The sequence below is a fragment of the Calyptranema fuscum S582 genome, from assembly GCF_055793305.1.
In genome coordinates, this window is the sequence record NZ_JBSLYH010000005.1 from 191,001 (window position 1) to 211,098 (window position 20,098).

The 20,098-nt window shown below is 48.3% G+C and carries 17 protein-coding genes; 7 read left to right on the forward strand and 10 right to left on the reverse strand.

Annotated elements, in window-relative coordinates:
• Positions 1-17: 17 nt before the first annotated feature.
• A complete protein-coding gene (locus tag ACR6Z4_RS05740) occupies positions 18-1,115 on the forward strand; it encodes a Tll0287-like domain-containing protein (protein WP_479716270.1) in 1,098 nt (365 codons plus the stop codon).
• Positions 1,116-1,329: 214 nt separating this feature from the next.
• Here the strand turns inward: ACR6Z4_RS05740 and ACR6Z4_RS05745 are convergent, their stop codons facing one another.
• From ACR6Z4_RS05745 to ACR6Z4_RS05760, 4 genes are all read right to left on the reverse strand, one after another.
• On the reverse strand, positions 1,330-3,825 hold the full coding sequence (locus ACR6Z4_RS05745; RefSeq protein ID WP_479716271.1) for a putative PEP-binding protein: 2,496 nt from the start codon (positions 3,823-3,825) through the stop codon (positions 1,330-1,332).
• Between the two features lie 124 nt (positions 3,826-3,949).
• Positions 3,950-4,507, reverse strand: a complete 558-nt coding sequence (locus ACR6Z4_RS05750) for a cyclic nucleotide-binding domain-containing protein (protein WP_479716292.1) — start codon at positions 4,505-4,507, stop codon at positions 3,950-3,952.
• Between the two features lie 470 nt (positions 4,508-4,977).
• Positions 4,978-5,661: a pentapeptide repeat-containing protein gene (locus ACR6Z4_RS05755; protein WP_479716272.1), complete on the reverse strand. Its 684-nt coding sequence runs from the start codon at positions 5,659-5,661 to the stop codon at positions 4,978-4,980.
• A 751-nt stretch (positions 5,662-6,412) separates the two neighbouring features.
• Positions 6,413-7,066: a class I SAM-dependent methyltransferase gene (locus ACR6Z4_RS05760; RefSeq protein ID WP_479716293.1), complete on the reverse strand. Its 654-nt coding sequence runs from the start codon at positions 7,064-7,066 to the stop codon at positions 6,413-6,415.
• A gap of 475 nt (positions 7,067-7,541) precedes the next feature.
• Here ACR6Z4_RS05760 and ACR6Z4_RS05765 point away from each other — a divergent pair, with 475 nt between their 5' ends.
• Positions 7,542-9,242 carry a BamA/TamA family outer membrane protein gene (locus tag ACR6Z4_RS05765; RefSeq protein ID WP_479716273.1) on the forward strand — a complete coding sequence of 567 codons (1,701 nt, stop codon included), beginning with the start codon at positions 7,542-7,544 and terminating at the stop codon, positions 9,240-9,242.
• A gap of 28 nt (positions 9,243-9,270) precedes the next feature.
• Here the strand turns inward: ACR6Z4_RS05765 and ACR6Z4_RS05770 are convergent, their stop codons facing one another.
• Complete coding sequence (locus tag ACR6Z4_RS05770) at positions 9,271-9,924, reverse strand: class I SAM-dependent methyltransferase (protein WP_479716274.1); 654 nt, start codon at positions 9,922-9,924, stop codon at positions 9,271-9,273.
• A 103-nt stretch (positions 9,925-10,027) separates the two neighbouring features.
• On the opposite strand from ACR6Z4_RS05770, the gene ACR6Z4_RS05775 reads away from it, so the two are divergent.
• The 3 genes from ACR6Z4_RS05775 to tatA all read left to right on the forward strand — a co-directional run bounded on the left by ACR6Z4_RS05775 (position 10,028) and on the right by tatA (position 11,894).
• A complete protein-coding gene (locus tag ACR6Z4_RS05775; RefSeq protein ID WP_479716275.1) occupies positions 10,028-10,819 on the forward strand; it encodes an SAM hydrolase/SAM-dependent halogenase family protein in 792 nt (263 codons plus the stop codon).
• Between the two features lie 106 nt (positions 10,820-10,925).
• Positions 10,926-11,609, forward strand: a complete 684-nt coding sequence (locus ACR6Z4_RS05780; protein WP_479716276.1) for a DUF2301 domain-containing membrane protein — start codon at positions 10,926-10,928, stop codon at positions 11,607-11,609.
• A 114-nt stretch (positions 11,610-11,723) separates the two neighbouring features.
• Positions 11,724-11,894: a twin-arginine translocase TatA/TatE family subunit gene (tatA, locus tag ACR6Z4_RS05785; RefSeq protein WP_479716277.1), complete on the forward strand. Its 171-nt coding sequence runs from the start codon at positions 11,724-11,726 to the stop codon at positions 11,892-11,894.
• Positions 11,895-11,991: 97 nt separating this feature from the next.
• On the opposite strand, the gene ACR6Z4_RS05790 is transcribed toward tatA, so the two are convergent.
• The 3 genes from ACR6Z4_RS05790 to ACR6Z4_RS05800 form a co-directional block, all read right to left on the reverse strand.
• The gene (locus tag ACR6Z4_RS05790; protein ID WP_479716278.1) at positions 11,992-12,297 is read right to left on the reverse strand and encodes a hypothetical protein; all 306 of its coding nucleotides are present in this window, start codon (positions 12,295-12,297) and stop codon (positions 11,992-11,994) included.
• A 550-nt stretch (positions 12,298-12,847) separates the two neighbouring features.
• Entirely contained in the window at positions 12,848-13,531 is a 684-nt protein-coding gene (locus ACR6Z4_RS05795; protein WP_479716294.1) for a polysaccharide deacetylase family protein, read from the reverse strand.
• A gap of 245 nt (positions 13,532-13,776) precedes the next feature.
• Complete coding sequence (locus ACR6Z4_RS05800; protein WP_479716279.1) at positions 13,777-14,172, reverse strand: response regulator; 396 nt, start codon at positions 14,170-14,172, stop codon at positions 13,777-13,779.
• Between the two features lie 1,323 nt (positions 14,173-15,495).
• Here ACR6Z4_RS05800 and ACR6Z4_RS05805 point away from each other — a divergent pair.
• The gene (locus ACR6Z4_RS05805) at positions 15,496-17,700 is read left to right on the forward strand and encodes a CHASE2 domain-containing protein (RefSeq protein WP_479716280.1); all 2,205 of its coding nucleotides are present in this window, start codon (positions 15,496-15,498) and stop codon (positions 17,698-17,700) included.
• A 175-nt stretch (positions 17,701-17,875) separates the two neighbouring features.
• Here ACR6Z4_RS05805 and ACR6Z4_RS05810 read toward each other — a convergent pair whose 3' ends face one another.
• Complete coding sequence (locus ACR6Z4_RS05810; RefSeq protein WP_479716281.1) at positions 17,876-18,529, reverse strand: hypothetical protein; 654 nt, start codon at positions 18,527-18,529, stop codon at positions 17,876-17,878.
• A gap of 187 nt (positions 18,530-18,716) precedes the next feature.
• Positions 18,717-18,929 carry a hypothetical protein gene (locus tag ACR6Z4_RS05815; RefSeq protein WP_479716282.1) on the reverse strand — a complete coding sequence of 71 codons (213 nt, stop codon included), beginning with the start codon at positions 18,927-18,929 and terminating at the stop codon, positions 18,717-18,719.
• A 765-nt stretch (positions 18,930-19,694) separates the two neighbouring features.
• Here ACR6Z4_RS05815 and ACR6Z4_RS05820 point away from each other — a divergent pair.
• Complete coding sequence (locus ACR6Z4_RS05820) at positions 19,695-19,952, forward strand: hypothetical protein (protein WP_479716283.1); 258 nt, start codon at positions 19,695-19,697, stop codon at positions 19,950-19,952.
• The last annotated feature ends 146 nt before the right edge of the window (positions 19,953-20,098 follow it).

Here is a 20,098-nt window from a genome sequence, read left to right on the forward strand (position 1 = left end):
AAATACTACGGCACATCATGCTAAGCAAATTTAAGCTCGGAGCTAAATTTACCATTCTCTTGCTAGTCGTTTTTCTCATTGGCAGCTCATTGGGCGGTCTTGTCCTGTCTCAAGCTTTGCAAAAACGAGCAGAGTCACAGGTTGCCGTCGAAGGGTTGATGTTAATGAAAACTATCAACTCTGTCAGAGACTATACCAATCTCGTACTCAATCCCCTGCTGACAACCAACGGTAATCCAGATGAATTCGTCCCTGAAGAAGTCCCTTCTTTTGTCGCCAGACAAGTGTTTGAGAACTTGCTTAAAGAGGAAAATCAAGCTGGCGAAGTGAGTGGCACCAAAAAAATGCTTCTCTATAAAGAAGCCGTGCTTAACCCTACCAGTCCTATCGATCAGGCAGATCCATTTGAATTACAGCTGATCCAGGACTTTCGTGATCATGCGGCTACTGAAGAACTGTCGGGCTTTCGTGATTTGCCGGACAAAGGGTTAGTATTTTACAGCGCTCGACCCTTGAGTATTCGCAGTGAAAGCTGCCTGCGCTGTCATGGTGTGCCAGACGATGCACCCAAAGAAATGCTAGACATCTATGGTCGAGAAAATGGCTTTGGCTGGGAGGTCAATTCCATCATTGGCTCGCAAGTGGTGTACGTTCCTGCCGAGGAAGTGTTTGAGTCTGCGCGGCGCTCATTTTCTTCCATTATTGGGTTGTTTATTGGCGTTTTTCTGATAGCTATTCTGGCAATTAACTGGTTGCTCAACCCAACCGTTTTGCGACCCCTGCAATATCTGGCAAAACTGTCCCATAAGTTAGGGTCTGGCTCGATAGAAGCTCAGAGCAGTTTAAAGGAAGCCGAAACCCAACAACTTTCAAGAGTGGCTAATCGCGGCGATGAACTGGGGCAACTGGCACGGATTTTTCAAAGTATGGTGAATGAAGTGCTTGCTCGTGAGCAAAGCTTGAAGAACAAGATTCAAGAACTCACCATTATGATTGATCAGTCGCGTAGAGCCAAAGAAGTGGCTGAAATTACTGAAAATGAAGAGTTCCAGAAATTGCAAGAAAAAGCCAGAGAGCTAAGAAAACGCCGCAAAAATCCCCCCGAAAGCACTTAGGATCACAAATGAATTAAAACCCGGACGTTTATTTTTGTCAGCGCGGCTCCGCCGCGCTGACAAAAATAAATCTTCGGTTTTATTAAATCCACAATCCTTAAATTAAAGCATTGCTGAGGCTCCTGCCCAAATTAAACTCCATTCTTTTGGGGGATAGATTTGAACGTGAAACCTTCGGTTTCACGTTCAAATCTATCCCCATCATCAGCACCGCTTAAAGCAACGGTGAGTTGTCGTTAACCAGGGTGCTGCGAATGGCTTCTAACAATAAGCGTTGTTCGGCTCTGGCGATCGCTTCATGGGTCTGGGCGATCGCATCGGGGCTAACCGAAATTGCACTTACCCCCCAGCGAACCAACTGCTCGACCAATTGAGGATATTGAGCCGGAGCCTGACCACAGATGGAACAGGGAATGCCTTCTTGGCGAGCCGTTTGAATCAGATGTTGCAATGCTCTTAAGACAGCAGGATGGCACTGGTTAAAGGCAGCTTTCATTTGTTGTTGATCGCGATCGACTGCCAAAATCAACTGGGTCAAATCATTGCTACCAATTGAAACACCCTGAACACCCGCTTTCACATAGTCGGGTAGCAAAAATAAAACAGACGGAACTTCTGCCATAATCCAAACTTGAAAGTCTGGAGCAGATGTTAACCCGCTTTGCACAACCCGTTGCTGACAAAACGTGAACTCTTCTACGGTGCGGACAAAGGGCAACAGCAACTTCACATTGCTAAACCCACTGTGCTGCACCTGGCGCAGGGCAGTTAGCTCAATATCAAACAGTGCCGGATTGATTTGATAGCTCAGGGTGCCGTGTAATCCCAAAGTGGGATTGGGTTCCACCTCGCCATTGTCCATTCCGGGAATAGGAATTTCTTGCGATCGCAAATCTAGCGTGCGATAGAACACCGGACGGGGGGCAAAGGCACTGGCAAATTGCAAAATCTGACTGGCTAATTGCTCGACCAATTCTTGCTTGCGTTCTAGCCAACGGGTTGGATGCTGATATCGCAAGATATGGATCAGCAAATGTTCGGCACGCAACAGCCCTACCCCATCAATCGGTAAGGCAGCAATGTCTGAAAGCGCATTGGGATAACTTAAATTGACAAATAACTGCGTTGCGTTAGATTTGGCAGGCAGGTGCAGCATTTCATCCTGCCGTTCGCGGGCAACGGGTTCCGGAAAATGATCAGGGTAGGTTTCTGCAATCTCTGAAAGTGATGAGTTGCCCAACTCCGGTTTTAACTGATAGACCACACCGCGATCGCCATCGACTAACAGCACATCTCCGGTTTTGATCTGGGCGATCGCCTGACCAATGCCAACTACGGCTGGAATTCTTAGCTCACGCGCCACAATTGCCCCATGGCTGGTAACTCCCCCCTGACTCGTCACCACCCCAACGGCACCCGCAATCCAGGACACCTGTTCGGGTAACAGGGTAGGTACCACCAGCACTTTGCCCGTTGGCACGTGGCTGGGGGCAAGCCCCCACTCCTCAATCACCCAGGCTTCAGCCAGGGCGCGCCCGGTAGCAGCAGCAATTCCAGTAAACGCGGTAGACAACACCTCAGATGGCAAAAAATCAGGATCAGATGGCAGTAACTCAGCGGAGGGTGCTGAAACCGGGACAGCGGCTTCAGGGATCGTGTGCCAGGTGCTTTCCCGTTGGGTGAACAGGGGAGACGCCTGGGTAATCAGGGGGATAGATGGGCTTGTCTCGGAGCCAGCCGGAATCGTCCATTCTAAATACAGGGGACTTTCGAGGACGGCGATCGCCTGTTTAGCCATGTGAACCAATTGCTGGATCTGCGGTTCTGAGATCGCCGGTTGTCTTTGTTGTGAATGGTCAAGTAGGTGTGCCTGCAACCCTGTGCCTGCGGGCGTGATTTGCGTTAATAACGACGCTGACGGCATGGGATTGGCAGACGGTTGAGCAGGGGTGCCAATGTGATAAGAAAATATTTTAGTGCCAGACCGATAGTCTTGTAGCTGCCCCGTTTGAGTTTGAATTGAATACCAGTCGGGTAATACTTTCCCTTCACCAATTGCCATACCTAACCCCAGAGTTGCCTGGATGGTTAGCTCAGGAACTTGAATGGCGATGTCTCCTGATGCGATCGCCGATTGTATGGGTTGGATTAAAACTGCCAGGTTGACGTTATGGAGCTGGATGCCCAGGCGCTGCCAATATAGCAAACTCTTAGCTTGAAACAAGGTTCCCCAAACTTGCTTTAATCCCTCAGCGATCGCCTCTTGGGTCACGGGACAAACCTGAGACTTAAATAGCCCTTTGGTTTTTTGGCTGAGGGAAGAATCGCGGCTGCTGGTAATGGATAGCGACGGACGCAAGATCACGGTTGGCATCTGCCACGCCTGAACCAGACGCTCTAACTCAGATACCCAATCATCTTGCAACGGCGTTGCCTGAAGTGTATGACGTAAGCGTTGGGCAATTTCCTGCAACTGCTGCGGATCGTCTACGTCTAAATAGAGGGAAGAGTTAGGAAAATCGGAAAATAACGGCTCTTGCCAATGTACATCTTCCAAAAACTGGCGAAATGCCGGAGCTGACACCACTATCCCTGGAACCACAGGGCAACCTTGCTGTGCTAATACGCTCAGGTAAAACGCCTTATCTCCTACAACCCATCGGTCTGAAGGATGAATGTGGTCAAATTGGTAGAAAATATCCGAGGTCATAGGGAGTTAAGGACAAACCTGGATTTGATCTTAAAGTTTTCTCCCCTAAGACTGGTATGTTTTCTACTGATATAAGTTTTAGGTATGGATTTTACGGCAAAGAGTGCGATCGCCCTAACTGAAATCACTCTAATGCCGGTTCGTTTTGCACACCCATCAGCTTTTCCAATAGCTGGTTAAACCGTACCTGGGCGATCGCGGCATTGTCCAGGGGGGCAGGCGCTACTACAGGGTCGGTGGGTTGACTCGCCGCTGTTTTCTCATCGCCCAGTTGTTTGACGGTGCCGCGCAGTCGCTGCGATAGCAAAATCGCCAAAGCCCGATAAAACCGAGCCGCAAAGGCAACATCTTGATGCAGCTTTTCGCTGAGTAACGTTCGGGGAATGGCTAGAACTACGGACTCTTCTAAGGTTTGTACGGTTGCAGACGGTGGGCTATCGTCAATAAACGACATTTCACCGACCACTTCCCCCGTTGCCAATTTAGCAATTTGCCGACCTTCAAGGGCAGAAATCGAAACAATTAAAGCTCCGGCAAGCAAGATATAAAGCGTATCGACAGGATATCCTTCTCGAATCAAGATGGTGCCAGGTGCAATATCTTGCCGGTTACCGACTTCTACTAACCAATTAATATCTTCGTCACTCAACTCACCCAAAATATACAGAACTTTCTGCATGATTGATGTCTTCCCTAAGTTGCGCTAGCAGGACAAATGATCGCAAAACCTGGAAGCACCCTGACCGGGCGATCGCTGATGCCTGATTTACAACTGTAAATATAGCGATACCCGCTTGGGTTAAGCACGGGGTGTGGGGGTGGAACCCCCACGCAGGGGGCACCGCCCCCTGCACCCCCTCTACTTAATCAACTCGCATATTGCTACATAACCAGGTCAGCTGCCCTGGATAACTCCAACAGAGGAATTAACCTATCTTTTTATACCAACATTGCAAAGCCGCGTCATGTTCCTGGGGTGCGAAAGCGGCGATGGCTCAGTAATTGGCAATAAATCTACAACAATCGTATTACTTTGCCCGAAGCATAGCTCAATCCAGCTATAGCAATCCTAAATCAGTTGTGAAAGCGCCCGCCCTTCGGGCGGGCGCTTTCACAACCGATCAGGTTCACAAATCAAATAGGATCGCTATATTAGGTTGATGGTTTGACACAATAGACGTCCGCAGCGGGTAACGTCGCACCTTGCAAATTTGCACTACTCAGATCAACCGTTGTCAAATTGGTTTGGCTGAGATCGGCTCCCCTTAAGTCGGTTTTTGTGAAAATAGTTTGACTCAAAATTGCCTTACTCATGACAGCTTCGATCAGGCTGGATTGGGTCAAATTAGCACAGGTGAGATCGGCTTCGATCAAGATTGCCCGATTGAGTTTGGCTCTACTAAAATTTGCGCCCGTGGCATCAATGGATTTGAGGTTGGTTCCATTGAGCACACTTTCGATAAAGTAGGCTCCACTGCAATTGACCCCTGTCAATAAGGCTTCTGCAATGTCTGCCTTACTTAGATTTGCCCGACTGAGGTTGGCTTCGGCTAAATCTGCGCCTCTTAACATAGCCCCAATCAGGTTTGTGCCGATTAATGACGCGCCCATTAATCGAGATTTGATGATAAAAGCTCGACTCAGGTCTGCTTCACTCAAGTCTGCCCCGATTAAATTGGTGCCAATGAGGTTGGCATTGGAAAGATTGGCTCCTTTGAGGCTGATCAGACTTAAGTTTGCACCACTCAGATCGGGTTTGTCGGAATTAAACTTGCGCCACCCATTCCACATTTCGACGCCAGCTTTGAGTAACGAGACATGTTCGCGATTTGCCATACGAGCTACCTTCGTCTTGGTTGCAACTCTGTTAAAGACAGGTTGATTGGAAATTACACACGATGCTATTTCCTTTCTTCGCGACGTTACTTTTTATACCGGATATTCGGATTAAAGACTTGATGAGCTGAACTTGAAGCCAGTGTTTATCGCGCTTCGTATAGACGGATTATGGTTGCTGTGTGGACGCTGTGCTCTTACATAGCAACTCGTTTTTCACACCCGTGAGAATCGCTATAAGTGCAGGTAAAGAGGCGATCGCTTTCTCTTCTTTTCTACGTATAAATACGGTGAAAAGATGTCTGATAGATAATATAGTGCTGTGTCGGTTGATTCCGTACGCTGCTGTGGAGCGCAGAGCGCCCCACAGCAGCATTTCTGGACTTAACGAACTGGCACACTGTTATAGATAAAATAAAATCCCCGTTTAGTCAGGGCGAGGTAGAGCCTCACTCCAACCAAACGGAGATTTTATAAAACAACCTGGTTCTAGCTCAGTTTGCGTTGCCCCAGTGTAGGGGCGTGGCATTTGGTAGAAAATCCTTAGGCTTGCCTCGAAAATCCTTACCCAAATGCTACGCCCTTAGTATCGTGGATTTAATAAAACCGAAGATTTATTTTTGGAAGCGCGGCTCCGCCGCGCTTCCAAAAATAAACTTCCGGGTTTTAATTAATTTGTGATGCTTACGGGATTGGATGGCTCCGACACAACATCCGTCAGAATTCAGTGAAACAACGGGTTCCTAAAGTTTTAAGGGGAGACCTTACGTTGAGCGATCACGGCATAAAAGGGATCGCTTCCAGCCATGCCAAACAGTTGCATGACGTTATTCAGCGCCGACTGTCGAGACACGACTTCGGGTGGCGTGAAGCCAGGGATAGCGTTGAAATAGTGTTTGACCAGTTCGATGCGGTCTGCTTCAGAGCTATCGCGCCATGCCTGAATCGCTTTCTGGTAAAACATCCGGTTCGAAAAGCTGATGATAGCGATGCCGCCCGGTTTGAGAATGCGATAGATTTCGGCAAAGATGGCTTCTGGAAATTGCAGATATTGAATTGAAACGGTATTCAATACGGCATCAAAGGACTGATCTGCTAACGGTAAGAGTTGCTTGTCGTTCAGGTTTTGGATGAAGTAGTGATCTAATCTGGGGTTGCGGGCGAGTTCTTCGGCGTTCATGCCATGCCCTTCAACATGAGCAAATGAGAGGTCTTCGGGTAAATGGGAGACCCAACTGCTCATCATGTCAAAAATATGCGTACCGGGTGTGAGTCGTTCTCGGTAGAGGTCGGTGAGCTGTTGAATGAACGGGTCATCGACATGGGTGACAAATCGAGGAAAATCATAAAACAGCGTATCGTCGGATTCATCCAGTTTGGTGCGTTGGGTCGGCTGAAGCAACATAGGGGTTAAGGCGATCGCACAAATGAACACAGAAAACTTACGGACTCTTCCCAGTGTAAAGAAATTTATCTAACCTGACGATGCCCCTCATCCTTGGCAAATCGGCTTTTTTCACAGAAGGTGGCTGTGATGGAGGGTTATGAGGGCTTTACAGTTCGAAAAATCCTAACCTTTTGCCAAAACCTGTTTCATTTTGCGGCTTTTTGAGCCATTCTGTAAGCAAATCCGGAAATTACCCGGCAAATTTATGACAACGTTGATGGGTAGTGGTATTCATGGCATGATTTTTTGTTGCGCGGGCGTCGCCCGCGCAACAAAAAATCATGCCTTTTTTAGAACTACCTGTTGATGTTGGAGTAAGGTTCAGGGTTCATCGTGTGCCCTGCTGAGGGCAGTACACTGCAAACCATCGTTTGTGCTGAGTCCGTATCGCCCACCCTTTGACAACCGCCCTATTTAACTGTGTGAGGAATAGATGCAAGCACGTCATTCACCGATTGTTTTCAACAAGCTGGTTTTGGCTCTAGGAACAACTTCAGCTAGCCTGCTTTTTGCGACTGCCAGTTGGGGGCAGACGACACCGGATACAGCATTGTACGCTCAGGATGTCTCTCCAACAGCGATCGCGACTGATGCTCCTCTAGACTCTGCTGACGCTGACCTTCTACCTGTCGGGGATGCTGAAATTGATGTCACCGATGCTGCTGCAACCCCCTCTGACTCGACTGCCGCAGAGAATCCTCTGGTGGCTCCCGAAGATCTTACGAATCCGGTGGCAGCAGATGCCGTTGCCGTAGATCCGGTTGAACCTGAATCTATTTCAGCAGATGCCGTGGCAGCAGATGCGGTTGAGACTGAAGCACCCGCTGCGATCGCACCCGCTGTCACATCCCTGGATGGGCAAACCCCTGCTATAGAGGCACGGGTGGAGGATGAATCATTATCGACCGAGGCTAGCGATTTGTTGCGTCCCCAGTCGGGCGATCGCTTGTTTACTGAAAATCAGGCGTTTCGCATGGCGCAAGCCGAAGATCCGGTTGAAGTCGAGATCGATGATGGGCTGCGGTTTAGTGCTGGCTTAGGGTCAGGGCTGCGACCACCAACAGCACTCCAGGGGGCAACTCGCGCCAGAACGGTAATTCCGGGGAATAACCAGCGTCGGGGCTTTTCTTTAAGCGGTCATGCCCGCCTGAACTTTAGCGACACCCAATATCTGTTGTTAGAAGCTGTCGGTGGTTCCAGCATTGCAGCGCTCGACCTGAGCTATACCTATTTGCTGGAAGAGTCGCCGCGTCGAGGGTTTTCGGTCAATATTTTCAACCAGCGGTCTTTTTATCCGGCTTTCTCAGGGGGCGATCCCGATGTTGATCTGCCCAACGGTGATACGCCCTGGGTGCATCGCTTAGGCGGTGGGTTGGAATATTTCCAACCCGTAGCACCTAATCTGAGTGCGTCGCTTGGCGTCAACTATCAACGTGTTTCTGTGCGTGATGACTTGTTTGGCAGTGATGTCTATGCTTTTGATGAAGACGGCAATCGCCTCACCTTTGGCGACACGGGGCAGGATGATTTATTGACGGTCAACTTGGCGGCTATTTACAGCACCGTTGATGCACCACTCTATCCCAGTCGTGGATCTCGGATTCGCTTTGGCATTGATCAATCGATCCCGGTAGGCGATGCCGAGATTGGCTTTACCCGCATTGCAGGGAACGTAACGGAGTTTCTGCCGTTGAATTTGTTTGGCTTTAGCGAGGGACCACGGGTGTTGGTGTTAAACCTGCAAGGGGGCACGATTTTAGGGGATGTACCGCCTTACGAAGCGTTTAACCTGGGTGGCATCAACTCGGTGCGTGGGTTTGGTAAAGGTGGCGTTGGCTCGGGTAGTAGCTTTGTGCAAGCAACGGTAGAGTATCGCTTCCCGATCGCCTCTCTGACGATGGGACCGAACGATATCGATCTGGCAGGTGCACTATTTGTAGACTATGGTTCTGACTTAGGGACTGCCGATGAAGTCACGGGCAATCCGGCTGAGGTGCGAGGCAGACCGGGTGATGGCTTTGGCTTTGGGGTTGGCTTACGAGCCGTGACGCCGTTTGGCCTGGCACGTCTGGAGTTTGCCGTTAGCGATGATGATAGTAGCGCGTTGAACTTTACGATTGGCGATCGCTTCTAATCCCATCAGGGCTAATCAATCGCTGAGCTTAAGCAGTGGAGGCAGTGTCTCCGCTGCTTGGGCTGAGTTTCTGTTGAATAAATGCCCAGTAAGTATCTGCACCTAACTGCGTTTGAAAGTTAATATCGGCAACGTCCACCAATTTAAACCCACTGCGGTGAAATAGTTCTGCCCACATGGTTTTGCCCAAAACGCTGTAATGATTGCGATTAGACTGATGCCGACTGGTCGTGTCAGGGGCGGGTACTTCGACATACAGGGCACCGTCTGGTTTTAGCACCCGGAAAAATTCGCTGAGAGTGAAATAGGGGAAGATGCTATGTTCCAGACAATGACGACACCAAATGCCGTCAATACTCTGGTCAGCAAAGTCTAGAAACGACTGATCCATTTCATAAACGGTGTACCCTTTTTCTCGGCAAGCTTTGACGTCGATGGAATTGAGCGTGATGCCAATGGGTTGAAAGCCTTTTTGCAGAAACAGTTCCAGTGCCACACCCTGACCACAACCGATGTCTAAAATGCTTGCCCCTGGCTGAATTGAGCATTTCTCAATAAAAATATCCAGCATTTTCTGGCTAATTTGCGTATGCAACGTCGAAGTGGGTTCGGGGTAGGTCTCTCCCTTCACTCGCTCTAAAAATTGTTCTAGTTTTTGGACATGAGAGGGGGTCAGGTGCATCAACTCAGTACTCGTGTTTAGAAATCGCCTTAAAGCTAATCCGAGAGATGCGCAAAGCGCGTCTCTTTCAAAACTAACCGAAAAGTCTGGGGAGAGGAGGGTGATGACCCACGGTTTTCTGACGTTGTTAACCGATTTTGGTGGACAAGATACCTATGTTGGGGTGATGAAGGGAGCGATCGCCCAGATTGCGCCGGATATCACGGTTATTGACCTAACTCACCAGATCCCTCCTCAAAATATTCTGGCAGCCCGGTTTCACCTGATGACGGCGTATCCTTATTTTCCTACGGGAACCGTTCATGTTGCCGTGGTTGATCCGGGGGTGGGAAGCCTGAGACGGGCGATCGCGCTGCAACTTGCCGATGGCTTTCTGGTCGGACCCGATAATGGCATTTTCAGCGGTATTTTAACTCAGCATTCCGTCATCACAGCGGTCGAGCTGAACAATCCCGACTATTGGCGATCGGCAAATCCCAGTGCTACCTTTCATGGACGCGATATTTTTGCCCCGGTTGGCGCACATCTAGCCAGGGGTATACCGCTCCCAGCCGTAGGCACCCTGATCGATCCCGCTACCCTTGTATCAAACGCGTTACCCGATTGGACGCGGACACCGTCAGGTCTTCGGGGGCACATCCAATCCATTGACCACTTTGGCAATCTGATCACCACAATTCCGGCAGAATTGGTGCAATCCAAGAGTTGGGACGTGGTTGTTCAGCAGACGCTTGTGCCTGGAAACCAGACCTATGCCGACGTTCCCCTTGGAACAGTGTTGAGTTTGGTGGGCAGTCATGGTTGGGTTGAAATTGCGGTCAATGGCGGCAGTGCCCAGACTCGATTGCCTCTGAGTTGGGGAGATGCTGTTGAGATTGTGTTTCCACCAGAGTGATAGTTACGCTTGCAGGGCACGGGTGCCCTACAAAAAAATCAACCCCAAATTTAAAATACAACCGTATGCTGATAAGTAAGGCGTTGGAGTAAGTGGGAAGACAGCCATGAATTCTGAAGATCGATCGGTAGCAACTGAACCCGTGGTTTATCAAGGGCAGTTTGGAGAATTTACGATTACCAGGGGCGATCGCCAGGGAGTTGTGATCTATCGGGCAGGCTTGATGGTCGCGGCTATTTGTTTTGGTCTGGGCAGTGCGTTAGTCCTGTGGCAGGGCACGACCCCAATGGTGCTTTCCGCCCTAACTGTTCTCTATGCTGGCTTCTCTGTAGCCCTGGGCGTGAGTTTATTTACCATCCATATCTATCTGGAACCGTTGCACCGAGCCTTGCAAGCCTTTTTAGCCATTGGCTCCATCGCTGCGATCGCGATCGCCCTGGCGGATCCAGCTCCCCTTGCCCTGACGATTTATACTCAACCCCTGACCCTCCTGGGGATCGGGTTTACATTTGCGGCGTTGACGGGCATCTTTTTCAAAGAAGCGTTTTGCTTTAATCGACTGGAAACGAAAGTATTAACCCCCTTACTGCCTGCCTTGCTGCTGGGGCATATGGTGGGGATTTTGTCGGTCGGTTGGGAACAAGCGTTACTGGCTACCTGGGCTGCCCTATTTTTGGTCTTTGCCCTGCGCAAAACCATCCAGGCGATTCCCGATGACATTGGCGATAAGAGCGTGTTTGACTATTTGCACCAACAAGCCAAAGCAAAGCGCCTCGCAAAAACGGCTTAACCCAACCGCTAAAAGGCGTAACCTCCAACCCCGTATTGCAAAATTTGGGGTTTGCAACAATAGTTAGAGAAAGATAAATGGCAGTTCTACCGGAACACTATTAGGGAGAGTCAAATGGCATTTGGTTTGGGTTGGCCCGAAGTCAGCATTATTGCGATCGTCGCTCTCATTATTTTTGGTCCTAAGAAAATTCCAGAATTGGGCAACGCATTGGGCAAAACACTCAGAGGCTTCAAAGAAGAAATGAAAAATTCTGGCGATGAGGACGACAACGACCTCGATTAAGAGGCATTCCTCCATCGCATCTTCTTTGTAACCATCGTCTGCATTTAAAGGAGTAGACGCAGAGGCATAGCCTCTGCGTCTACTCCTTTACTGATGTTTAGCTATCTTCGGTCGCATGTTCTACGAATGGGAAGATGCGATATTCTCCGGGTTGAAACTGGGTTGCCCCTGGACTTCTGAGACTGACCCAAATGCTACAGCCGGTGTCAGACGCACTGACCACAACTGTATCGCGTTGAGATAATTTGCAGGCATAGTGATAGAGCCGCGCCCGATTGCCGATATCGACTGTATGGAGTCTATAAAACAGCTCGTTGCGGTAGTACATCCCATCCTGGATGTTGTTATTAAACCAAAATTTGAAAGGGAAGCAATCTCCCTCGTCTATAACTGGAGGTAGCACAGGACTATTATGGGTTGAAGTGCTTTGAATTGGCGTGAAATCGTTGATCTGTCTATCGTTGTTGGAATCAGGGAACAAATGGGGTTCAATGGAAACTCCCGGATTAGAGGGAGTGAACCCGTCTGAAATAGTTGCTAGTAGACCCAATTAAAAGTTTGACGACGGGGTGCAGGGGTGGAACCCCTGCGTGGGGGCGCGGCTCCCACACCCAATGTTGCAGAATATAGGGTTCGCAACACTCGTGTCGGAATCTCATAGATGCATCTTTAGAATTTAAGTTCGTTCCCTAAAGAATAAAAATAAAGAGGTAGATAAAGATGCCGGAAAAATGCGTCCTTATCTACTGCAACCTATTTTTAAAGTAGGGTTTAAGCCAAATGAAACCTAAAATTCTAGCTCGTTGCGATCGCATTCTCAGGGATTGCGATCGCAAACTTTGATCGTAGCTTTAATTGGGCGAAGCGGCTGAGATTGATCAGATTATCTCTATTTTCTCTGGAGAACTACCGAACGTCCATGATTTGGTGTTCATGATTTGGTGTTGCTGATTTTAGGGTTTGAGGTGCCACAGTTGATCGACCGTGACAAACTGATAGCCCTGTGCCAATAGTTTAGGAATCAGTTGGGCAGCGATCGCCGCGACATCCTCTCCCCCCGTGTACCCATCATGTAAAACGATCACCGAGCCATTTTGAGTCTGCTTTAACACCCGCCTGACGACCACATCGATCCCCGGTTTAGCCCAATCTTCTGGAACCACACTCCACATCACCGGACGATATGCCCATTGCCATAAGTGAGCTAATGTGCGCGGCACAAACACCCCGTAAGGCGGACGGACATCCCGAAATTGCTGGCGCGCCTCTGCCAGATCTAAACCGCACGCCTGGGCGATCGCCTGTTGTGTGGTCGCCAGGTCTTGCTTCAGGGTATCTTTCGACAACAGCGGAAAGGGGCGGTGGGTGTAGCCATGTAGCCCAATCCAATGCCCCTGTTGATAGACGGCTTTGGCAACAGCGGGGGAGTGGTTGACGCAAACCCCTAACCAGAAAAAGCTAGCGGGAATCTGGTAGTGGTCTAGCACCTCTAATAAGGCTGGTGTGTTTTGAGGATGCGGTCCATCATCAAAGGTCAGGGCGATCGCCCGTGATTGCGGATCGCCACTCCATAAACACGTTGGAAAAATTGGCTGAAGCGATTGATACAGCCAGGGATATAAAGGCGCAAATTGCATCATGGTTCAGCAAGGAGCATGTGGCTTAGTACACCAACTTAAAAGTTTTAGAGGGGGCGGAGGGGGTTTTACCCCCTCTTGGGGGCGCAGCCCCCAAACCCCCATGTTGCAAAATTTCGTGTTTGCAACACTTAGAATTCAGTACGGTATTGTGGGTCGCGGAGCGACCCACAATACCGTTTCTGTACTTAATGAACTGGCACACCGCTATAAAAACGAATGACAGGTTCATTTATTGGTGATGTTTAACTGACAGAGTAAACCCTTTGCCGGACCCAAGCTGACTGAACCAATGACATCACCACATCCCCCGTCAGCGGTTTAACCAAAAAACCATCTAAACCGGGATTATCCTCCTGATGTAACCAGCTAGGGGCATGGCAGTCGGTCAACGCCACAATTGTAATTCCACGGCTACTTCCAACCCGACGCAACTGATCGATCCAGGTATGAGACCAGTTTTCATAGTTGCCTGCCAAAATCACAAGATAGGGGCAGCTTTGTCGCATACTCACTATGACCTGTTCCGCAGAATTAACCACCACCACAGGGCAGCTCAATTGCTCTAAATGAGACTCTAATGTCTTTAGGTCATCGGTTTGCTGGTCTAATACCAATACACAATTCTTGAGGAGTTGCATATTAAAAACTGGGTGCCAAGTAGGTGGTCAAACACATGAGAAGGTGAGGTTTCACAAAAGTCTAATGGTACAAGCGATGCATAACTCAATTAGGTCGTCTTTTGGTACTACCCACCTACTTGTTAGTCAATATAACTGCTCTGCACCTCTTGATTTTTTGTCAGTTAGAAGGTCAACATCCCTCCCTGAATCGACTTCAAGCTTACCGATGAAAACAAACACCTTCCATTTTTTTTAGCCTTTCAAGTTTATATTTCTCAAGAGTTTGACAATATTGATGGAACGTAACCTCAGGTAAACAATCGTACCGATAGGTTAAGGATTATCTTTTACAACTCATCTATCTTTAGAAGTAGATTGCGATCGCCAAAATCCTATTTTAATTCTTTAGATTTAGACACTTTAGAGGCTATCAGTTAAGGAGATTTCTGAAAAAGATGTTACCCCTGCAAGGGCGAAGCATTCATTAGATCGTCTTTGGAAAATGGCGAAAATCATAGTCTGAAGGCTTCTCCCCTAGGATTTACAGGGATGACCTTTTCCAGAGATCGTCTAACCGTTGATGACCCTTTTTAAATATTCTTCTGACCCTTAAAAACTTGAGGATACGAGTAAGACGTAACAGAACTCGTGCCATCCAATTCAGTTTTTTTAAGATCAAATCGGGATAATCTAACTTTCTCGGATGGATTAAAAATCAAGATGCATGGGCACAGACTATATTCGTTGATGAGAATCATAAATTGAATTAACCCCGATTCTTTTTAAAGGAATGATAGGTTAATTAATTTGTGATTTTAGGATGTCAAACTAATTAGAACTCAAACATTTGTATCTGGCAGTACTGCAATATCACGTTGCCAAAGCTAAATCTTTAGGGTTATTCCATTCACGATCCTAAGGGTATTGATCCAGGATTATTGGCTGTAAAGATTGCACGCACAGAACCAACTAGCATTACTTTTTTCTGGATGGGCAAAAAATTGGGGTGATGCGTTTGAAAGAATCGCATCGGCTACGGGTACACTTATAGCGCTTGTATCGTAGTCACCGTACAGACTGGCTTGGTTGTTTGCTAATTCATGGGTATTGCCGAAGGTAAAAGGTTTTAAAGCTGAACCTGCTAATTTCGGTTCCCAGCAAAAAATCAATTAAAGCGGATGTAATGCAGGTCTTATTGAGCAAATGGGTGACCGATCGAATGGGTTATCGGGTACGTACGGGCAAAATCCTATTACAACGTAATACGCAAACGGTCGAATCTTTGATTTCTTAGCTATTACTTAGCCATTTTGCCAACAACTGGGTAAAGGGTTGAAGCAGATGAAAAACTTACGGCAACGCCTCAGTCCATTCAGCCGCCAGATCAAACCCTGGTTAAAGCAAAATCGACGAGTTGGTATCACTGCCAGTTGCGTTGCAGGCTGTGTCTTTGCAATTCGATTTTTGGGGTTATTGCAAGCGTTTGAGCTAACGGCATTTGACCAACTGTTTCGCTTGCGCCCACCCGAACCGATCGACTCCAGGGTGGTCATTGTTGGTATTGATGATGCGGATATCAACCAGCTCCAGGCCTGGCCCCTGTCCGATAAGGTCATGGCAGAGTTAATTGAGAAAATTAAGACTTATCAGCCCCGTGTCATTGGGTTAGATATTTATCGAGATATTCCGGTCGATCGGGGGCAAGTTCAACTCAATCGAGTATTTGCCACAACGCCGAATCTCATTGGCATTGAAAAAATTGCCGATGCCATGAGTATGGGGGTGAAACCGCCGCCAACGCTAGAACAACGACAGCAAATTGGATTTAATAACGTGGTCGTTGATACGGATGGCAAAGTTCGGCGGCTGGTCTTGTTCTGGCAAGTAGACAAGGAAATGCACCAGAGTTTTGCGCTCAAGTTAGTGTCAATCTATTTGGCGGCTGAAGGAATAACCCCCGAAGCGGCTGATAGTAATTCAGATTATTTGCAACTGAACCGGGCGACCTTTGTCCGGTTTCGTTCTAATGATGGGGGCTATGTGCGTGCTGATGCGGGGGGCTATCAGGTTCTGGCAAATCTGCGAGGTTCGACGTCTCAGTTTCAGCAGGTTTCTATGCGAGATGTGTTGGAAGGGCGTGTGCCGCCTGAGTTAATGCGCGATCGCGTTGTGTTGATTGGTTCAACTGCCGTTAGCCTCAGAGATTTTTTTTATACGGCGTATAGTAGCGAGCATGCTGGGGCAGCTCAGCCGATTGCGGGCATAGAACTCCATGCCAATTTTATTAGTCAGATGCTGGGTGCCGCTTTGGATGGGCGATCGCTGATTCAGGTGTTGCCAAAACCCGTTGAGATGGTGTGGATTTTGGCATGGTCAGTGTTGGGTGCCGTGTTGAGTTGGTATGTGCGATCGCCGGGACGGGCTGCCCTCAGCATTTTGATTGCAGGTGCAGGCTTGGCAGGTGTTTGCTACTGGGTATTTTTAGCCGGATGGTGGATCCCCTTAGTGCCACCGATGCTCGCGCTATTGGGATCGGCGATCGCAATTACCGGATACTTCGCCCATCTAGAAGAAGAACTTAAAAAGTCAAAGGAATTTCTTAATTCCGTGATCAATACCATTCCCGATCCGGTTTTTGTCAAAAACAAAAATCATCGCTGGATCGTCTTAAACCAGGCATATTGCCGGTTGATTGGCTATTCCCTGGAAACCTTGATCGACAAATCTGATCAAGACTTTTTACCTGGCGATCAAGTCAAACAATTGTGGAGCCACGATGACTTAATTTTTGAAACCGGGATTGAACAAGAAAACGAAGAAGAATTTACAGATGCCAATGGTATGACGTATCTGATTGCTACCAAGCGATCGCTGCATCGAGATGCCGCAGGCAATTTATTTTTAGTCGGGGTGATTCGGGATATTACCCAACGCAAACAAGTGGAAGAAGAACTGAGGCGCACAGCCGCAGAACTGGTGCGCTCTAACGCTGAACTACGACAGGCAGAACATCGCCTCAGACATATGGCTTATTACGACACCCTGACCGGACTGCCCAATCGCGAACTCTTTCAAGATCGGCTCAAACAATCGCTAGAGCTGGCAAAAGAGCATAACCAGCTTGTTGCCCTATTGTTTTTAGATTTGGATGGCTTTAAACAAATCAACGATACCTACGGGCATTTGATGGGAAATTTGTTGCTCAAAGCGGTTGCCCAACGACTGTCTGGCTGTTTGCGTAGCAGTGATACGGTGGCACGCATCGGCGGCGACGAATTTGTTGTGTTATTACCGTCGATTCCGATCGCCCAGGATATCAGCCGCGTGGCAGAGAAAATTTTGCAGACCCTTTCTCACAGCTTTGTATTAGAAGGAAAAACCATTTCGGTAACGCTGAGCGTTGGCATCAGCCTCTATCCCAAAGACAGCCAGGATATGGAAGACTTGCTGAAACGCGCTGATATGGCAATGTATGAAGCCAAAAAACAAGGCAAAAATCGTTACTGCTTTTGCCCTGCCGAAACCAATCACGGATCTGCTAGTTAATAAAACTCAATCATAGTGATACTGATTTAAACAAACTCCATGGCACATCGATCTAGTGTAAGGGCGCATCGCGATGCGCCCTTACGGTATCTGGTGCGATCGCTAATTAAATTGGTATGAGAGCCTCGCCCTGCGAGGCTCTCACTATGATTTGATATGGAGCGATCGCCACAAACTATCGATCTAAATGCAAATTTTCGGAACGGATGCAACCCAGAAACTCTGAAATCTCTTGCACCAACCATTCCTGTTCCGATTGAGCCAGATAAAACCCAAATTCATACGGGCGATCGCCATCCCACACCGCGCAACTGGTAAGTCTGGCAAAACTATTAGGAAAGTAGCGAAACACCCCATAGGGCGATCGGAAATATTGCACGTTGCAATCTAACCGTTTGGGATGCAGATCAACCTGCTGAATGGCAGCCGTCGGTCTGCGGATTTCATAGTAAGGCTTGCCTCGAAGAATACAACAGTGACAGCGCAAGCGAAATTGTTGCCGATCGATTTCTAAATGAACGGTTTCAGTCGCCTCTACTAACCAGGCTTCGGTGCTGATAAACACTAATGTGGCAAACAACACCGCTGCCAGCAGCAAACCAATCCCATCCCCAACCGCAGCGTGGGTGATTTGCACAATGCTATGGCGGATAAGCCCCACAATGATCGACAAGCAAATCAAAAAAATAGTAGCCGCAACCACACCGAAGACCCAACGGATCACCCCTTTTTGCCATGACATTGGCGCAATATCGATTTTAAGTATGGCTTCACGGTCGGTCAAAACTTTGCGAACAAAGATGCGGCTATGCATCGGGTGCTGGGGCATAAAATTCTCAAATTCAATGGTTATGCGGCATAAAGACGGTTGCACCCGCTAACTAACCTCGATTCCATGCGATCGCTCTACGGACAGTCTAAACGCGATCGCCGTGTAAAAAATAACACAGGATTACTGATTTCTCCCAATACTTAAAATTGTGCCCAAAAAAGTTAAGAAATGATGAAATTGGCGGTTAGCGATCGCGATCGGCTATTCTTCGAGTCGCCGTAGCGAGATTGGCAGCGACCTCCTGATTAACTGCGGTGGTGTCTATCGTGCCAATAAATCCGGTGATCAATTTGAATGCCGTGTGCTGAATGCGATCGCCCCTGACCAGAGCCAGATCGAAGCGATCGTCGTGAAAATCGACCCGGTGGGTAATCTCAGTTGGCAACAAGTACGCCATCAAGGGATTGCAGCCAGCCCATTAAATTTTGGGGTTGCGGTTTCTGATCGCGATTCCTAAGACCTCGGAGGTTTCAAAACCTCCGAGGTCTAATGTCTCTCCGCACTACCCCCTCGAATGACAGTCAGGATTAGAACGACTTTGTGATTGGAAAGGCAAAAACAGCAATCCTCAGGACAACTTGCCTTGCCCAGATGGGATGGAAGGTATCGAACCATCCTGAAATTGAAGAGGTTGCAGAAAAGTTCATATCTGCCAATGCTTACAGTACCCTTTCTCATTTTTTTGCTAACATACATGCAGGGAGAATCGCGTGGGCGCGTGGTATCTCTTCGGAAGTAACACTATTCACCCCCCCGACCCGTTCGGAACCTAACCACCAAGGAAGGCGGCACGCCCAAGACCAAAGAAAAAAAGAACGAAAACAAGTAGGAGGTAAGACATACTCTCACAAACCCGTTCCATAAAGTATTTGTCAGTGCCGCCGAGACAGAACTGATTTGGCGTGTTTGGTAACTGAACATCATGCGAGAGGCATCGTCTGTTTGCAGAATAAGACGTTGCGGCTTCTTTTCCTCGCTTATTCTAGCGTCAGTAAGCGCTAGGTAGTAGTTGCGGTTTTACCCCAGCTACTGATTCAGTACCGACACATCCCAAAGTCAGTCTGAATAGTTTTTTAAGCCAAGCAAAGTTGCCGTAGCTATATTCTTTTTTAGGCGATCGCCTCCATGTAAACCATTGAAGGGGTTTAAAGGAGGTGAGTCTTTGTTGTTTAAACGACCCCAAATCCATCAGCAACCAGACAAGCCGGAGTTCTTGGGACTAACGCTGACGATGCGATTGTCATCAGGTCTTTCTTTTGGAATTCAGCTACCTGAACGACTGCTATTGAAGCTAATGCCCTGGTTAGCCACACTGCTCATTGGTGGGTCTGCGGGTGCCGGGTGGTGGGTTGTCCAGACCCAAACATCCATCCTGACACCTGCATCCACACCTACTGAGGTCGTCCAACCTCAGAAGTGAAGGGCAGAATAATTCACACCAAAGTTACGAATCTAGTTGAGAATATGAGCCTGGGCAATTGCCTGGGCTTTTCTTGTGTGTGACGAATTCCTGTAGACAGGTTTCGCAGATATCCTGCCCCACATTTCTATCCTATCTCTGTTTTT